Origin of the sequence: Ulvibacterium sp. (assembly GCF_028285715.1) — a bacterium.
Lineage (GTDB): Bacteria > Bacteroidota > Bacteroidia > Flavobacteriales > Flavobacteriaceae > Ulvibacterium.
Genome location: NZ_JANQOO010000016.1, coordinates 35,019 through 49,647, shown reverse-complemented (window position 1 = coordinate 49,647; position 14,629 = coordinate 35,019). Strand labels below are relative to the sequence as shown.

At 41.5% G+C, this 14,629-nt stretch carries 14 protein-coding genes; 5 read left to right on the top strand and 9 right to left on the bottom strand.

The window, feature by feature from the left end; translation table 11 throughout:
- Positions 1 to 9: 9 nt before the first annotated feature.
- Genes truB through Q0993_RS06340 form a run of 4 tightly spaced genes read right to left on the bottom strand, consistent with a single transcriptional unit; the run spans position 10 to position 2,722 of the window.
- Entirely contained in the window at positions 10 to 723 is a 714-nt protein-coding gene (gene truB, locus Q0993_RS06355; protein WP_299530899.1) for a tRNA pseudouridine(55) synthase TruB, read from the bottom strand.
- Positions 724 to 768: 45 nt separating this feature from the next.
- Complete coding sequence (locus tag Q0993_RS06350) at positions 769 to 1,563, bottom strand: undecaprenyl-diphosphate phosphatase (protein WP_299530898.1); 795 nt, start codon at positions 1,561 to 1,563, stop codon at positions 769 to 771.
- Positions 1,564 to 1,565: 2 nt separating this feature from the next.
- On the bottom strand, positions 1,566 to 1,835 hold the full coding sequence (locus tag Q0993_RS06345) for a DUF3098 domain-containing protein (RefSeq protein ID WP_299530897.1): 270 nt from the start codon (positions 1,833 to 1,835) through the stop codon (positions 1,566 to 1,568).
- An 8-nt stretch (positions 1,836 to 1,843) separates the two neighbouring features.
- Complete coding sequence (locus Q0993_RS06340) at positions 1,844 to 2,722, bottom strand: ABC transporter permease (protein ID WP_299530896.1); 879 nt, start codon at positions 2,720 to 2,722, stop codon at positions 1,844 to 1,846.
- A gap of 137 nt (positions 2,723 to 2,859) precedes the next feature.
- On the opposite strand from Q0993_RS06340, the gene leuS reads away from it, so the two are divergent.
- The 3 genes from leuS (at position 2,860) to Q0993_RS06325 (ending at position 7,307) form a co-directional block, all read left to right on the top strand.
- Entirely contained in the window at positions 2,860 to 5,712 is a 2,853-nt protein-coding gene (leuS, locus tag Q0993_RS06335) for a leucine--tRNA ligase (protein ID WP_299530894.1), read from the top strand.
- A gap of 397 nt (positions 5,713 to 6,109) precedes the next feature.
- Positions 6,110 to 6,805, top strand: coding sequence for a zinc metallopeptidase (locus Q0993_RS06330; RefSeq protein ID WP_299530892.1), 696 nt, complete (start codon positions 6,110 to 6,112; stop codon positions 6,803 to 6,805).
- A 70-nt stretch (positions 6,806 to 6,875) separates the two neighbouring features.
- A complete protein-coding gene (locus Q0993_RS06325) occupies positions 6,876 to 7,307 on the top strand; it encodes a GNAT family N-acetyltransferase (protein ID WP_299530890.1) in 432 nt (143 codons plus the stop codon).
- Here Q0993_RS06325 and Q0993_RS06320 read toward each other — a convergent pair.
- Together Q0993_RS06320 and Q0993_RS06315 are read right to left on the bottom strand one after the other, a co-directional pair.
- Positions 7,304 to 7,774, bottom strand: a complete 471-nt coding sequence (locus tag Q0993_RS06320; protein ID WP_299530888.1) for an Lrp/AsnC ligand binding domain-containing protein — start codon at positions 7,772 to 7,774, stop codon at positions 7,304 to 7,306. The two genes, Q0993_RS06325 and Q0993_RS06320, sit on opposite strands and share 4 nt — an antisense overlap.
- Positions 7,775 to 7,910: 136 nt before the next feature.
- Positions 7,911 to 9,284, bottom strand: coding sequence for a saccharopine dehydrogenase family protein (locus Q0993_RS06315; protein WP_299530886.1), 1,374 nt, complete (start codon positions 9,282 to 9,284; stop codon positions 7,911 to 7,913).
- 86 nt (positions 9,285 to 9,370) lie between these two features.
- Here Q0993_RS06315 and Q0993_RS06310 point away from each other — a divergent pair, with 86 nt between their 5' ends.
- Both Q0993_RS06310 and pckA read left to right on the top strand, forming a co-directional pair.
- Positions 9,371 to 9,757: a DUF423 domain-containing protein gene (locus Q0993_RS06310; RefSeq protein ID WP_299530884.1), complete on the top strand. Its 387-nt coding sequence runs from the start codon at positions 9,371 to 9,373 to the stop codon at positions 9,755 to 9,757.
- Positions 9,758 to 9,787: 30 nt separating this feature from the next.
- Positions 9,788 to 11,404 (top strand): phosphoenolpyruvate carboxykinase (ATP), encoded by a 1,617-nt coding sequence (pckA, locus tag Q0993_RS06305; protein ID WP_299530882.1) that lies wholly within the window; start codon positions 9,788 to 9,790, stop codon positions 11,402 to 11,404.
- An 88-nt stretch (positions 11,405 to 11,492) separates the two neighbouring features.
- On the opposite strand, the gene Q0993_RS06300 is transcribed toward pckA, so the two are convergent.
- Genes Q0993_RS06300 through Q0993_RS06290 form a run of 3 tightly spaced genes read right to left on the bottom strand, consistent with a single transcriptional unit; the run spans position 11,493 to position 14,566 of the window.
- Positions 11,493 to 12,239: a uroporphyrinogen-III synthase gene (locus Q0993_RS06300; RefSeq protein WP_299530880.1), complete on the bottom strand. Its 747-nt coding sequence runs from the start codon at positions 12,237 to 12,239 to the stop codon at positions 11,493 to 11,495.
- A 6-nt stretch (positions 12,240 to 12,245) separates the two neighbouring features.
- Complete coding sequence (locus Q0993_RS06295; RefSeq protein WP_299530878.1) at positions 12,246 to 12,899, bottom strand: DUF4271 domain-containing protein; 654 nt, start codon at positions 12,897 to 12,899, stop codon at positions 12,246 to 12,248.
- On the bottom strand, positions 12,899 to 14,566 hold the full coding sequence (locus Q0993_RS06290) for a glycosyltransferase family 39 protein (protein WP_299530876.1): 1,668 nt from the start codon (positions 14,564 to 14,566) through the stop codon (positions 12,899 to 12,901). Before Q0993_RS06290 ends, Q0993_RS06295 begins: the two co-directional genes overlap by 1 nt.
- Between the last annotated feature and the right edge of the window lie 63 nt (positions 14,567 to 14,629).

The window sequence follows — 14,629 nt, the reverse complement described above, 5'->3', positions numbered from 1 at the left end:
CAAAAACCACTAATGTACGCTGCCTTTTCCAAGAATTTTTTCACTAAAAACAATAGGATCAACGGCTTTATTTACGTTATAGGCCCCTATTTTGGTTCTTCTCAGGTCGGACAAATATCCGCCGGAATCCAATGACTTGCCAAAATCATGGGCCAAGGAACGAATATATGTACCCTTACTGCACACCACACGAAACTCCAGTATGGGCAAGTCCATGGTCTTGATTTCAAATTCGGAAATGACCACTTTTCTTTTTTTCACCTGAATTTCCTTACCCTCCCTTGCATATTCATATAGCCGTTTTCCATCTTTTTTCAACGCAGAAAAGACAGGCGGCCGCTGTTCAATCTCACCGATAAACTTTTCCATGGCCAAATGAACCACCTCCTTGGTAATATGATCAACCGGAAAAACTGTGTCGATTTCGGTTTCCAGGTCATAAGATGGTGTTGTGGCCCCGAGGGTAATGGTGCCGGTATACTCTTTTTTCTGACCCTGTAATTCTTCGATTTTCTTGGTAAACCTTCCGGTACATATCAACAAAAGTCCTGTCGCCAAAGGGTCCAAAGTGCCTGCGTGTCCTACTTTTATCTTTTTGAGATGGAATTTTTTGCGTAGGGCCCATTTGATTTTGTTTACTGCTTGGAAAGAAGACCATCCTAAGGGCTTATCGATTAAAAGAAGTTGCCCATCTAAAAAATCATCTTTGGTAAGGATATCCATTTCAAGATTACTTTGCCGTCTTTACAATAATCGGAATATAGGCATTTAACCCCAAAAACTGTACCCAATTGTCAAAAGTCCAACAATAAGGCAGTAGAATGCAAAGTAAGTGAGTTTGCTCTTCCTTACCAATTGAATCATCCAAGTACAAGCGGCCAGACCCGCAATGAAGGCAGCAATAAATCCGGTACCCATGGCGACAACATTTTCGTCTTGGAAATTGAGTTCCCCGCTCATGACATCCTTGGTCATTTTGCCTAAAATAAGTGGTACGACCATTAAGAAAGAAAACCGGGCGGCTTTGGCTTTGTCCACACCCAGAAGTACCGAAGTGGCGATGGTGGCACCGCTTCTCGAAATTCCGGGCAGCATGGCTACAGCTTGGGAAACTCCAACGATAAAGGCTTTTGGATAGTTGACTTTTTTGTCCGTATCCTTGGCCTTGTCCGCAAAATAGAGCAATACTGCAGTAATCAATAGCATAAAACCAACGAATTGAATGTTACCACCGAAAAAGGCCTCTAATTTTTCTTCAAAAAAAAGACCAATAAATGCTGCGGGCAACATGGAGATAAGTATTTTAAGGGAGAATTGGGTTTCCTCGTTCCATCGAAATTTGAAAAGACCGGACAAAATTTCCCAAACGTCCTTTCTAAAGACTACAATGGTGCTCAATGCGGTGGCAAAATGGAGTACTACGGTAAATAGAAGACTTTCTTGTGGAATGGAACTATCTCCCAATATGGCCTTTCCCAATTCCAAATGGCCACTGGAAGACACTGGCAGAAATTCGGTCAATCCTTGAATAATACCCAGGATTATAGCATCAAGCGTATCCAAAATTAGTTACGCTTCTTATGTGGATTCAACAAAATGGCATACACTTCTATCCCAAGCCCGATAAGTACAAGAGTAGGGGCCAGACGTATTCGCCTAAAATTGTAGATATCCTCATTGAAAACAGCGGGGTCATCACTTCCACCTCCACTCATTAAAATAAAGCCTAGCGCAATGAAAGCTATTCCAATGAACATGAAAAGGTAGTTTTTACGCTGAAAGATAAATTCCGGTTTTGGTGGTTGTCCCGTCTTATTCTTCTGATTTTTGGCCATACGCAAATTTAGTAATATAATTCGTCCGTTTTAAGGTTAAGGAAACGTTGTGTTGCAAAATATGTGCTGATGAATGAGATAAAAACTCCTAGAACAAAAACGCTGCCAAAGAGACCTATTAACATGGTGGTATCCCTAAAGAGCCCAAGCTCCGGAAAGTTTCTGTCCAGGTAGAACAAAGCTATGACCAAGACTAGAAGGGCCAATAGCGCGCCAAGCATTCCCAATTTTATATTGGTCCATATAAACGGTTTTCGAATAAAGGTTTTGGTAGCCCCTACCATTTGCATTGTCTTGATAATAAATCGTTTGGAGTAAATGGACAATCGTATGGAGCTATTGATGAGTAAAACGGCGATAAAGGTAAAAACAGCACTGGCTACTAAAATCCAGAAACTGACCTTTTTTACATTTTCACTTAATAGTCCAACCAGGGGTTCGTCATAACTCACTTCGTCAACATAACTTTTCTGGCCGAGGTCTGCTGCAATTTCTTCAATTTGAAGAGGTGAAACAAAGTCTGCATTAAGGTTCACATCAATGGAGTTTTTAAGCGGATTGTAGCCCAAAAAATCCAAAAAGTTCTCCCCGATTTCCTCACTATGCATTTCTGCGGCCTCTTCCTTGGTAACGTAAGTAGCGGATTTGGTGTACTCCGACATGGCCAAACTCTTTTGCAATTGGTCTATTTCCACTTCTTTGGCGTTATCCTTTAAAAAAACGGATAAGGTAATCTGTTCCTTAAAATGGTTTGCCAATTTATTGGTGTTGAGGACAAGAAGTCCCAGGACCCCTAATAGAAATAATACCAAACCTATACTCAAGACTACGGAAAAGTAGGAGGAGATCAATTTACGTCTTTGGTACTGCTCAAAGGATTTGCCCATAGCTATTTATCAATGGTGTAAAAATAGGAAAGTAAGTCCAATAAACTTATTTTTGCCCTAAACTAAACTCAAAGATCATACTTTCATTGGTGTACACATCAATGGGATTATGATCATTTTCTTTTAAAAACCTCTCAATGAAATTTAATTTCAAGGAAATTGAGGCCAAGTGGCAGGAATATTGGGCAAAGCACGGGACTTTTAGGGCAAGCAACGATTCCGAAAAAGAAAAATTCTATGTTTTGGATATGTTTCCGTATCCTTCCGGATCGGGATTGCATGTTGGCCATCCTTTGGGTTATATAGCCAGCGATATTTACGCACGGTATAAACGTCATAAAGGCTTTAATGTATTGCATCCCATGGGATATGACTCGTTTGGATTGCCCGCTGAGCAGTATGCCATTCAGACCGGGCAGCATCCGGCCATAACCACGGAGACCAATATCAAGAGGTATAGGGAGCAATTGGATAAATTGGGTTTCTCCTTTGATTGGAGCCGGGAAGTCCGCACGTCAGACCCGAAATACTACAAGTGGACACAATGGATCTTTATACAACTGTTTAACTCGTGGTACAATCTTAATTCGGATAAAGCCGAAGATATAACAGATTTGATAGGATTATTTGAAGAGGAAGGAAATGCAAATGTAAAAGCATCCTGTAACGATGATACACCCCTGTTTTCGGCAACGGATTGGGCCGCCTTTTCGCCCAAGGAAAAGCAGGAGATGTTACTTAAATACAGATTGACCTATTTGGCGGACACCGAGGTTAATTGGTGTCCGGCCTTGGGAACCGTATTGGCCAATGACGAAGTTGTGAATGGGGTTTCGGAACGAGGGGGACATCCCGTAATCCGAAAGAAGATGACCCAATGGAGTATGCGTATCACGGCCTATGCCCAGCGGTTGTTGGATGGGCTCGAAAAAATTGATTGGCCCCAGCCCCTTAAGGATTCGCAAACCAACTGGATTGGTCGATCGGAGGGCGCAAGTGTAAAATTTAAGGTTTTGGAGTCAACGTTTGATAACTCTCGGAACCTAGAACCCAGAACTTTTATAGAAGTTTTTACTACGAGACCTGATACCATATTTGGAGCCACTTTTATGACCTTGGCGCCTGAGCATGAATTGGTATCCAAAATAACCACTCCGGAACAAAAAGCTGAGGTGGAAGCTTATGTGGAAGCCACTGCCAAACGTTCCGAACGGGATCGAATGGCGGATGTAAAGTCCATAACCGGGGCTTTTACAGGAGCCTTTGCCGAACATCCCTTTACCAAGGAGACCATCCCTGTTTGGATAGGGGATTATGTACTCGCCGGTTATGGGACCGGGGCCGTGATGTCCGTTCCTTGCGGGGATCAACGCGATTATGATTTTGCAAAGCACTTTGGTATCCCTATTCCCAATATTTTCGAAGGCGTGGATATCTCGGAGGAAGCCTTCGCCAATAAGGAAAAGACGATCATTGCCAATTCCGATTTTCTCAACGGGCTAAGTTACAAGGAGGCGACCAAGAAAATTATTGCGGAACTTGAAAAAATCGGAGCGGGAAAAGGCAAGGTGAATTATCGTTTACGCGATGCCGTTTTTAGTCGCCAGCGGTATTGGGGCGAACCTTTTCCGGTCTATTATGATGCGGAGGGAATGCCGCAAATACTTGGAGAAGAACATCTCCCTTTGGAATTGCCCGAAGTAGAAAAATACCTCCCCACGGAAACCGGGGAGCCCCCATTGGGCAATGCTACCGACTGGGCCTGGGACATTGGGACCAATAGGGTTGTTGGGAACGATTTAATCGACAATAAAACTGTATTTCCATTGGAGTTAAATACCATGCCAGGCTGGGCAGGGAGCTCCCAGTACTTTAACCGCTATATGGATCCGCATAATGACGATGCGATTTTTTCTCGGGAAGCCGTTAACTATTGGCAGGATGTGGACCTATATATAGGGGGTAGCGAACACGCTACGGGGCATTTGCTCTATTCCCGTTTTTGGCAGAAGTTTATGTTTGACAAGGGTTGGGTTCCGGCAGATGAATATGCCAAAAAATTGATTAATCAGGGGATGATTACCGGAACGAGCGCCTTTGTCTTTAGAGAAGAAGGTACCGTCAATGTTGTTTCCAAAGGATTGATACAAGAAAAAAAAGTTACCCCTATACACGCTGATGTTTCTTTGGTCAATTCATCGGATGAGTTGGACATTGATGCCTTTAAAAAATGGCAACCTGAATACGAGGAAGCAAAATTTATCCTGGAAGAAGGCAAATATATTGTGGGACGCGAAGTAGAAAAAATGTCCAAATCCAAGTACAACGTGGTCAACCCGGATGAGATTTGCGAGGAATACGGGGCGGACAGTCTACGTCTGTACGAAATGTTCCTAGGTCCCTTGGAACAATCCAAACCTTGGAACACTGCAGGGATTACCGGAGTGCATTCCTTTCTGAAAAAGATGTGGCGCTTGTATCATTCCGGTACAGAGGGCACATTTTCGGTTTCGGATAGCGAGCCTTCCAAGGAAAACCTAAAAACCCTGCACAAAACGATCAAAAAGGTGGAAGAAGATATTGAGAACTTTAGCTTCAATACTTCGGTCTCTACTTTTATGATCTGTGTCAATGAACTTTCGGCCCAAAAATGTACGAGTCGGGAAATCTTGGAACCTCTTGCCATTTTGGTATCTCCCTATGCCCCACATATTGCGGAAGAACTATGGCAGGGACTTGGTCATACCCAAACCATTTCTTATGCGTCCTTCCCAAAATTCGAAGCAAAGTATATAACGGAAAGTAGCAAGGAATACCCAATTTCCTTTAATGGTAAAATGCGCTTTACCTTGGAACTTCCTTTGGATATGGCAAAGGAAGAGATTGAAAAAACCGTAATGGCCCACGAAAGGACCCAACAACAATTACAGGGCCGAACACCCAAAAAGGTTATCGTGGTACCGGGGAAAATTGTGAACATTGTAGGGTAACAGAGTTATCCCATCAGGCCCCCATGATTTAACTCCGTCTTATCTTAATTTGCTCCAAGCGTCAGGGATATAACGCGAACCATTTTTTGAGGAGGGTTGTATGTGGGAATTGCACAAGGAATCGTGCTCAGATTTATATGTGGGTTATGCCGCAATAGTGTATCTACAATACTTGGCCATGGATTATTGGAGTCCTGGCACTTTTGTAGGTTTTGATTAAAATAGGACCTGAGTAAGGCAATTTAATGTACATTTTGTCAGTATTTGTCACCTTGTTCGCATCCATAAAGGCGTCTAGATACATTGGCGGGATTTTTGCTTGATAAAGTGAAAAGTCATCTCCGTGCTTAGGGGAATCTTTTTTAACTTTAAAACAAATATTTAAAATTGAGAAGTTATGATGGGATATTATATATTAATTGGAGCCATTGCCTTGGTAAGCTGGTTGGTAAGTGCAAAACTTAAAAGTAAATTTAGACACTACTCCAAAGTGCACTTGCAGAATGGGATGAGTGGTGCCGAGATTGCGGAGAAAATGTTGGCGGATCACGGAATCCGCGATGTAAAGGTAATCTCTACACCAGGGATGCTTACCGACCATTATAACCCAAAAAACAAAACGGTCAATTTGAGCGAAGGGGTCTATAGCCAGCGCAACGCTGCTGCTGCTGCGGTCGCTGCCCATGAATGTGGTCATGCGGTACAGCATGCCCAGGCCTATGAATGGTTAACCATGCGTTCCAAATTGGTTCCCGTCGTGAGTATCACCTCGGGGATGTCCATGTGGGTAGTTTTTGGGGGATTAATGTTAGGAGCCGCTGCCGGTGTTGGTCTGGGATATTATATAGCGGTTGCCGGATTGGTGATGATGGCCATGGCTACGCTATTTAGCTTTGTTACCTTGCCCGTGGAGTATGATGCAAGTAAAAGGGCCTTGGTATGGTTACGACAAAAGAATATGGTTACCCAGCAAGAATACAAAGGTTCCGAGGATGCCCTAAAGTGGGCTGCCCGCACTTATTTGGTAGCTGCAATCGGTTCATTGGCCACATTGGTCTACTGGGGTTTACAGGTTTTTGGCGGTAGGGATTAATTCCTACGAATAATTTAAATAGGACCTGTCTTGTAAAATAAACTTGACAGGTTTTTTTATACCCAACATTATGGAAGAAAATATAACTATAGGACTGGCCACAATAGATGATTTGCCGGCTTTACAAAGTATTGGAGATCGATTGTTCGATTATCCCATTAAACCAAATCGTACCGCTGAATTTATCAAGGACAAGAGGCATCACCTGGTCCTGGCCTATCATGGAGATGATGTTGTAGGAATGGCGTCGGGATTCCACTATGTCCATCCCGATAAAGACCCTCAGCTTTTTGTAAATGAGGTTTCGGTCCTAGATGACTTTCAAGGAAAGGGCATTGGCCGAAAGTTGACGAAGTTTTTGGTGGAATACGGCAGGCAACTCGGTTGTACTGAAGCTTGGGTAGCTACGGAGAAATCCAATATTGCGGCCCAAAAAGCCTATTTGGCCGCCGGGGGTATTGCAGAGAAAGAGCCCATTGTACTTATCGAATTTAACTATTAAATGGAGATTTGCCTGTCAATCTGCTGAGCCAGGGAAATAAAGGTTTCGGTTCTAGAAACACCTTCAATTTGTTGTATTTCCTTGTTGAGCACATACATCAGATGTTCATTGTCCCTACAAAGGACTTTTATGAGTATGGACCAATTCCCCGTGGTGTAATGGCATTCCAAAACCTCGGGGATTTTTTCCAAATGCTTTACGGCTATCGGATTGCTCATTGCTTTGTCCAAATATATACCGATATATGCCATGGTGGTGTAGCCCATGACCTTGGGATTGATGATGAATTTAGATCCGGCCAATAGTTTAGAAGCTTCCAATTTTCGAAGACGTTGATGTATAGCGGCTCCGGAAATGCCGATATTTCGTGCGATTTCCAAAATGGGCTTACGGGCATCTTGCATAAGAAATCTTAGAATTTTCTTGTCGATACCATCTATTTTTACTTTTTCGTTATTAGATTTCATGGAATATATTTCAATTTAAAAACAAAACTATGAAATATGTGCAAATAGATAATCTTTGCTCGTTCTATTCGCAAATTGATAGAAGCAGAAGTCAATAGTCAAATGATTCCTGGGGGTGATTTCAAAGAAAGATACCTCAACTTGCAACGGAATCTGGGTTATATCCCAGGTAAGGCACCTTAAATTCCTTGAAAACTACGCCTAGCGCACTAAGTTCGGAAAGAATAGGCTCGTATACTTCCTTGGTAATCGGAATCTGTACCCCTGGCGTCTTAATTTCCTTATTCAATATCAGGAGGGTGGCTATGGCCACAGGGAGCCCTACCGTTTTGGCCATAGCGGTGTGGCTATGGTTTTCTCCGATAACTACCATATTGGCATCTATTTGCTGCTTTTTTCCGGATAGCTCGTAACCGAACTTGTGGTACATGACTATCATATCCTTGTCATCTTTGGTCAGGGTCCAGCTATCTTCAAGAATCCATTGCAGTACTTGTGCCGGTGTGGCATTCTCCAATGGGATGGTTTTTTTGGCACTAAAAAGATCTAACTCCAACAATTTGCCCCATATGCTATCGTCCTGATCTATCTTTAAATAGTGTCTTAATTTAAGCTCCACCGAATCTGTTGGCGAGTAGGGAAGGAACAGATTAACAAATTCTCGATAGGACATGCCTTTTGAGTTTTCAATGGAGTAACTATCATCTGTCATGCCTAGCTGAACGAACAAATTCCATGCCTTGGAAAATCCGACCCTTCGCATAGTGCCTCTATAAAGAGTCAAAACATCTTCAAGGCCATAGGCTTTCCTATAATCCAGGGAATCCCTATTGGCATATCCTTCAAAACGACCATACCCTTCAATTTCAAAGAATTCCGTCCTTCTGAAGAGTTTGTGATAGGGGATGTATTTGTAAGTCCCTTCCTGAATGAATTTTGCCGCGCCGCCTTGTCCCGCCAATACTACATTTCTCGGATTCCAGGTAAATTTATAGTTCCAAAGATTGGTATCGCTCTCCGGTGCGACCAACCCTCCTGTAAAGGATTCGAACAACAACATTTTTCCTCCCTCTCGCCTAATTCGATCAATAACCTGCATAGCACTCATATGATCTATCCCTGGATCCAGGCCCATTTCGTTCATAAAGACCAACCCCTTTTCCTTAACTTTTTTATGTAACGTACGGATTTCCGAATTAACATAGGATGCCGTAACCAAATGCTTTCCAAAGGCAAGACAGTCCTTGGCCACATTACCGTGCATTCTGGGGGGTAGCATGGAAACAACAATATCAGAATTTTTAATGGTCCTTTTTCTATCGTCTTCCTTAAAAATATCAAGTTGTATTACGGTACAGGAGGGGTGTTCTTTTACAGATTTGGAAATGGTATCGGGGTTCAAGTCACCAATGGTAATGTGTAACTGTTGGGAGGCCGCCTTTTCCAAGAGGTAATCCAAAAGATAGGCGGTGGATTTTCCCGCACCAATAATCAATATTTTTCGCAACATAGGTTTTATACGGTTAGTTTTGCAAATAATACGAAGCACTAAGGTATCAATTTGTTACATTTATAAAAAAGAGGGCCAGCGAAGTTATGAACAGAACAATTTTTTTGATAGGATCAATTTTAGGGATGTCGGCGGTACTATTGGGAGCATTTGGGGCGCACGGTCTGGAGAAGCTAGTGGATGTCAAGGCGGTACAGACTTTTGAGACCGGGGTAAAATATCAAATGTACCATGCTTTTTTTCTATTGATACTGGCGAACGTAAATAAGATTCCGGAGCAAAGGAAAAAATGGATATTTTACTGCGTTTTTAGTGGAGTAATTCTATTTTCCTTCTCTATATACCTACTGGCGATAAACAGTATTACAAGTTTTAATGCTAAGTCGATTGCTTTTTTAACCCCAATTGGCGGGACGTTACTCGTGTTAGGTTGGATACTTTTGGGCTATCATAGTTTCAGGAGTTTAAACTGAGCAATTTTTAACCAGAAAATGTTGGTTCGGATGGATATATCGAAAAATAAACCAAGGTCTATTTCCCTTAAAAATTATGGGATTACCCATAACGATATACAGTATCAACTAGATTCCTCAAATCTTCACGGGATTACTTTGGAGAGGAATATGGGGAGGGAAGCCTCATCGGGAGCTTTGGCGATACACACTGGTGAATTTACGGGAAGATCGCCCAAGGACAGGTTCATTGTAAAAGATGCTATTACTTCCGAAAAAGTATGGTGGGGTGGCATCAATATGCCTTTCGAACCTTCGGCCTTTGATAAACTCTATGATAAGGTTATCACTTATTTGAACAACAAGGAACTTTATGTGCGCGATTGCTACGCGTGTGCCGATGCCAACTACCGAATGGATATTCGGGTCATTACCGAATATCCCTGGTCCAACCAATTTGTATACAATATGTTTATCCGACCCACGGAAGAGGAATTGAAGAATTTTGAACCCGAATGGACGGTAATCAATGCTCCGGGATTTAGAGCCGTTGCGAAAGAGGATGGTACGCGACAGCATAACTTTGCCATATTGAATTTTTCCCGAAAAATTGCGTTGATTGGAGGAACGGGCTACACGGGAGAGATTAAGAAAGGAATTTTTTCCGCGCTTAATTTTATACTCCCTGTATATAAGAATACGTTACCCATGCACTGCTCCGCCAATGTGGGAGAAAAAGGGGATACGGCTATTTTCTTTGGACTATCGGGAACCGGTAAGACAACCTTGTCCACGGATGCTACCCGCAAACTAATCGGTGATGATGAACATGGTTGGAACAATGAAAACGCAATCTTCAATTTTGAGGGGGGATGTTATGCCAAGGTGATTGACCTTTCCCAAGAAAATGAACCTGAAATTTATGGGGCGATTAAAAAAGGCGCAATTCTGGAAAACGTGATTATGAACGATAGGGGTGAAGTTGATTTCTCCGATATTTCCATCACGCAGAATACCCGTGTGAGTTACCCCTTGTACCACATTGACAATGTTCAAAGGCCATCCATAGGTCATAATCCCAAGAATATCTTTTTCTTAACAGCGGATGCCTTTGGGGTACTACCTCCTATTTCCAAACTGACTCCCAGTCAAGCCGCGTATCATTTTATTTCTGGATATACGGCCAAGGTGGCAGGAACCGAAGCTGGGGTGGTAGAGCCTATTCCCTCTTTTTCTGCCTGTTTTGGAGCTCCCTTTATGCCATTGCATCCAGCAAAATACGCCGAAATGTTAAGTAAGAAAATGACCGAGGCCGGAGTAAATGTTTGGTTGGTGAATACGGGGTGGACTGGGGGATCGTATGGTGTTGGGACGCGAATGAAACTAAAATACACCCGCGCCATGATCCAGGCTGTTTTGAATGGTGATTTGGGATTGTATACCTATGATACCTATCATATCCACTCGGTGTTCGGTGTGGCACAACCTAGGCGATGTCCCGGAGTTCCGACCAGTGTCCTAAGTCCGCGGGCCACTTGGAATAACGATGAAGCCTACTACAGAACTGCCTTTAAGTTGACGAATGCGTTCCGTGAAAACTTCAAGAAATTTGAATCGCATGCTACCGAGGAAATACGACGGGGAGGACCACAGCGATATGCCTTTTAGACGCCAGGCCAAAATGAGACCCATACAGTGATGGCATAAAGAGGTTCGATGAAACGAAAATTTCGGATTTTTCTAAAAATGAACCTCTTTACTTTTTGTTTACCGCAGTGATATACTTCTGCAGGGCCATGGTCATAGAAGGTGTTTCCGGGGTAGGAGCCTTAATATCTATTCGTAGACCGGCATCGGTGGCAGCTTTTACGGTAGAATTTCCAAATACTGCAATACGCGTATCGTTTTGTTCAAAATCGGGAAAATTCTTTAAAAGGGATTCTATGCCCGAAGGACTAAAGAATACGAGGACATCATAATAAACATCACGAAGATCGGACAGGTCGCTGATTACTGTCTTATAGAAAATTCCTCGGGTCCAATCGATGCCTACCTTATCCAAAGCCTCAGGTATTGTTGGTTTAAGGGAATCCGAGGAGGGAAGCAAAAATTTTTCCTCCTTATATTTTTTGAAAAGGGGAACAAGTTCATTGAAAATGCGCTTTCCTACGTAAATTTTACGCTTACGATAAACCACATATTTTTGAAGATAATAAGCAACGGCTTCGGATTGGCAAAAGTACTTCATGGTGTCCGGCACCTTAAATCTCATTTCTTCCGCTATCCTAAAAAAGTGGTCAACTGCATTGCGGCTGGTAAGAATAATGGCCGTGTAATTTTTTAGGTCTATTCTTTGACGACGAACATTTTTTGCATCAACTCCTTCTACATGAATAAATGGCCTAAAATCTACCTTTACCTTTTCCTTGTCAATAAGTCTTGAATATGGGGAGTTTTCCATTTTCGGCTCCGGTTGGGACACCAAAATCGTCTTTACTTTCATATAAACCTAGTCTTTTAGATAACTTCCAATGATGATGAACGGCGCAATTTCGAGAGCGCAAAGGTACAAAATAAAATAGAAAAAATTGCCAGTGATGAATTTTTGATGATTCTTCAACACTGTAATCCAGCCGATTGCATTTATCAAAAGAATTAAGAAAATGGATAAATAAACTACAACCTTGGAATCTTTGATTATATAAACAAGAACTATATTGGCAAGGAACATTACCATGCTACTATAGTTCAGATAAGATAGTTTCTTAAAAATGAGTTCACCAATAACTTTATTGACGCCAAAGATGAAACCGTTGCCCAATTGTAAAAAAATTTTTATCAGTATGAATAAAACCAACCCACCCAGAATAATCGGATACATGGGATACGAGTCGTTTTCCTTTTGCAGCAATATCTTTGAAGTTAGGAAAATGAACAGGGAAAAATTTATGATTTGAAAAAACGTAAAAAAGATATGGAACCAGTTCATCAACTTTTCCTTCTTATTATACATAAAGATATATTTGTTGTTAAAGGGTAAGATGACGAAATTTAGAAATCGACCGTAAAACAGACTTTTAGCCACTATAACAAATAACAGGCTTCCAAATAGTAGAAGTGTTATCCAATCTATGGTGGATGTATTTCTAAATATAGGTTCCACTATTCTAGTTTAATATTTTTTCCATTGAGTCCAAGGGGTAGTTTGTTTTCTGAAATACCGATTCTGAAATAACCAGGATCTTTGATTTTGGGTTTTGGAAACATAAACGAAAAATTCAAGGTATCATTGGGTTTAAGCGATAAAATATTTTCTGATACCGGATGGACTTTCAAAGGCTCAACATCCTTCACCTGTTTGTAATCGTTTAAATAGGCTATGCTAAACTTTAGCTTTTTAAGGTCAATATCGATATCATATGGATTGTAAACTTTAAAAAGATGCTCTTCCTCATGGCCCAGTGCCCATTCTTTTTTCTCAACCAAAACTTCCAATTTTCGGAAAGATTCAAAATTCCGGATATACCTGGCTTTATAGTGGGCTCCATCTACCTTGGTAAAGGAAAGATCGCCCTTCTTTATATATTTAGAAACGTAAAGAACTTTTTTACCTTGTAATTTTTCTTCTGAATCATCTATGGAGTATTGATTTCTTCGATACATGTACGTATTAAGTGAAAATGTCGGATTCCCCGAATAAAAGGCATACATAGGTGCGTTGCGATACGAGTTTTCAAAGATTACTGGAATGTCACCTATTTCTGCTTGTAGCTCGCTTACCCATTGCCTGTTGCCATGGGTCTCGTAATATACTGGAAAAAAAGGTTTGTATATGAGGCCGATACGTAGGAATAGTATAATCACAATAGTGGCTATCCCGGTTCTATAGATCCATTTTCGTAGGGTAGTATCCGTTAACATCCGCTGGAAGACAAGGACGGCCATAGGAATGGAAACCACAATGATCCATTGTGTTTGAACCCTCCTATTAAAACTGGAGAGGAAAAAGAAAAGCAGTACCCCATAAGTGAGATAAAGTAGTGCCTTTGTAAAAAGACTGGATGATTTTGTCTTAAAAACCGCCTTATAAATCCATGGGAAAGTCAACCCGAAGATAGCGACCAAATTAATTAAAAACCCCAAAGTATATTTCTCAAAATCGTAAGCCCCATTCGGCCGATCAAACAAATGATATCGAATGGAAACAAAATCATTTTCATATAACCACAAAAAATGTGGGATATAACAGAGCAAGGCCACCCCTACGGCAAACCATGCAAACTTGTTGGTCAACAGCCTTAGATTGGACAACAGCACAAAGAGGATAACCAAAACAGCATGATATTTACTGTACATCAAAGCGGCCATGGTCACTCCTAAAATAATGCCCCATAAATAGGAAGGCTCTTGAATAAATCGTTTATAAATCAATAAAAACAAAGCCGTAAAGAACAATAAGGGCGTATCGGGTAAGGTAAAGAACCCATATGCATTCATTAGGGTCATGGAAAATACCAATACGAAGAAATGGGTAATGTATTTCCGTTTCCCGTCATCGTCTATCATTAACCACAGTACAGTAATGGTAGCAACGGATAGTAGACAGCTCATAAACCTAATTCCAAGTTCTCCCTTAAAAAAGAAGCTGCCAATCTTCACAAGTAATGCCACCATTGGAGGGTGATCAAAATATCCCCAGGCCATATTTTGGGCATAGTGCCAGTAATAGGCTTCATCAAAAATAAGTTCCGTAAAATGGGCTTGTAATAGGTTAAGGACTAAAATAATTCCTAAAAGTAATAGAAAGAGTTTAGGCAGTCTTACTGGCATGTATTCACTTCATTTAGGTCAAAATTACAAATTCTGGGCATCTTCCTGTCCTTTGCTCAAAGT

What these genes read in the sequence shown, in the direction of transcription:
- truB (WP_299530899.1), bottom strand. Translation starts at nt 723, where the DNA reads ATGGATATCCTTACCAAAGATGATTTTTTAGATGGGCAACTTCTTTTA.
- Q0993_RS06345 (WP_299530897.1), bottom strand. Translation starts at nt 1,835, where the DNA reads ATGGCCAAAAATCAGAAGAATAAGACGGGACAACCACCAAAACCGGAA.
- Q0993_RS06340 (WP_299530896.1), bottom strand. Translation starts at nt 2,722, where the DNA reads ATGGGCAAATCCTTTGAGCAGTACCAAAGACGTAAATTGATCTCCTCC.
- leuS (WP_299530894.1), top strand. Translation starts at nt 2,860, where the DNA reads ATGAAATTTAATTTCAAGGAAATTGAGGCCAAGTGGCAGGAATATTGG.
- Q0993_RS06330 (WP_299530892.1), top strand. Translation starts at nt 6,110, where the DNA reads ATGATGGGATATTATATATTAATTGGAGCCATTGCCTTGGTAAGCTGG.
- Q0993_RS06325 (WP_299530890.1), top strand. Translation starts at nt 6,876, where the DNA reads ATGGAAGAAAATATAACTATAGGACTGGCCACAATAGATGATTTGCCG.
- Q0993_RS06320 (WP_299530888.1), bottom strand. Translation starts at nt 7,774, where the DNA reads ATGAAATCTAATAACGAAAAAGTAAAAATAGATGGTATCGACAAGAAA.
- Q0993_RS06315 (WP_299530886.1), bottom strand. Translation starts at nt 9,284, where the DNA reads ATGTTGCGAAAAATATTGATTATTGGTGCGGGAAAATCCACCGCCTAT.
- Q0993_RS06310 (WP_299530884.1), top strand. Translation starts at nt 9,371, where the DNA reads ATGAACAGAACAATTTTTTTGATAGGATCAATTTTAGGGATGTCGGCG.
- pckA (WP_299530882.1), top strand. Translation starts at nt 9,788, where the DNA reads ATGGATATATCGAAAAATAAACCAAGGTCTATTTCCCTTAAAAATTAT.
- Q0993_RS06300 (WP_299530880.1), bottom strand. Translation starts at nt 12,239, where the DNA reads ATGAAAGTAAAGACGATTTTGGTGTCCCAACCGGAGCCGAAAATGGAA.
- Q0993_RS06290 (WP_299530876.1), bottom strand. Translation starts at nt 14,566, where the DNA reads ATGCCAGTAAGACTGCCTAAACTCTTTCTATTACTTTTAGGAATTATT.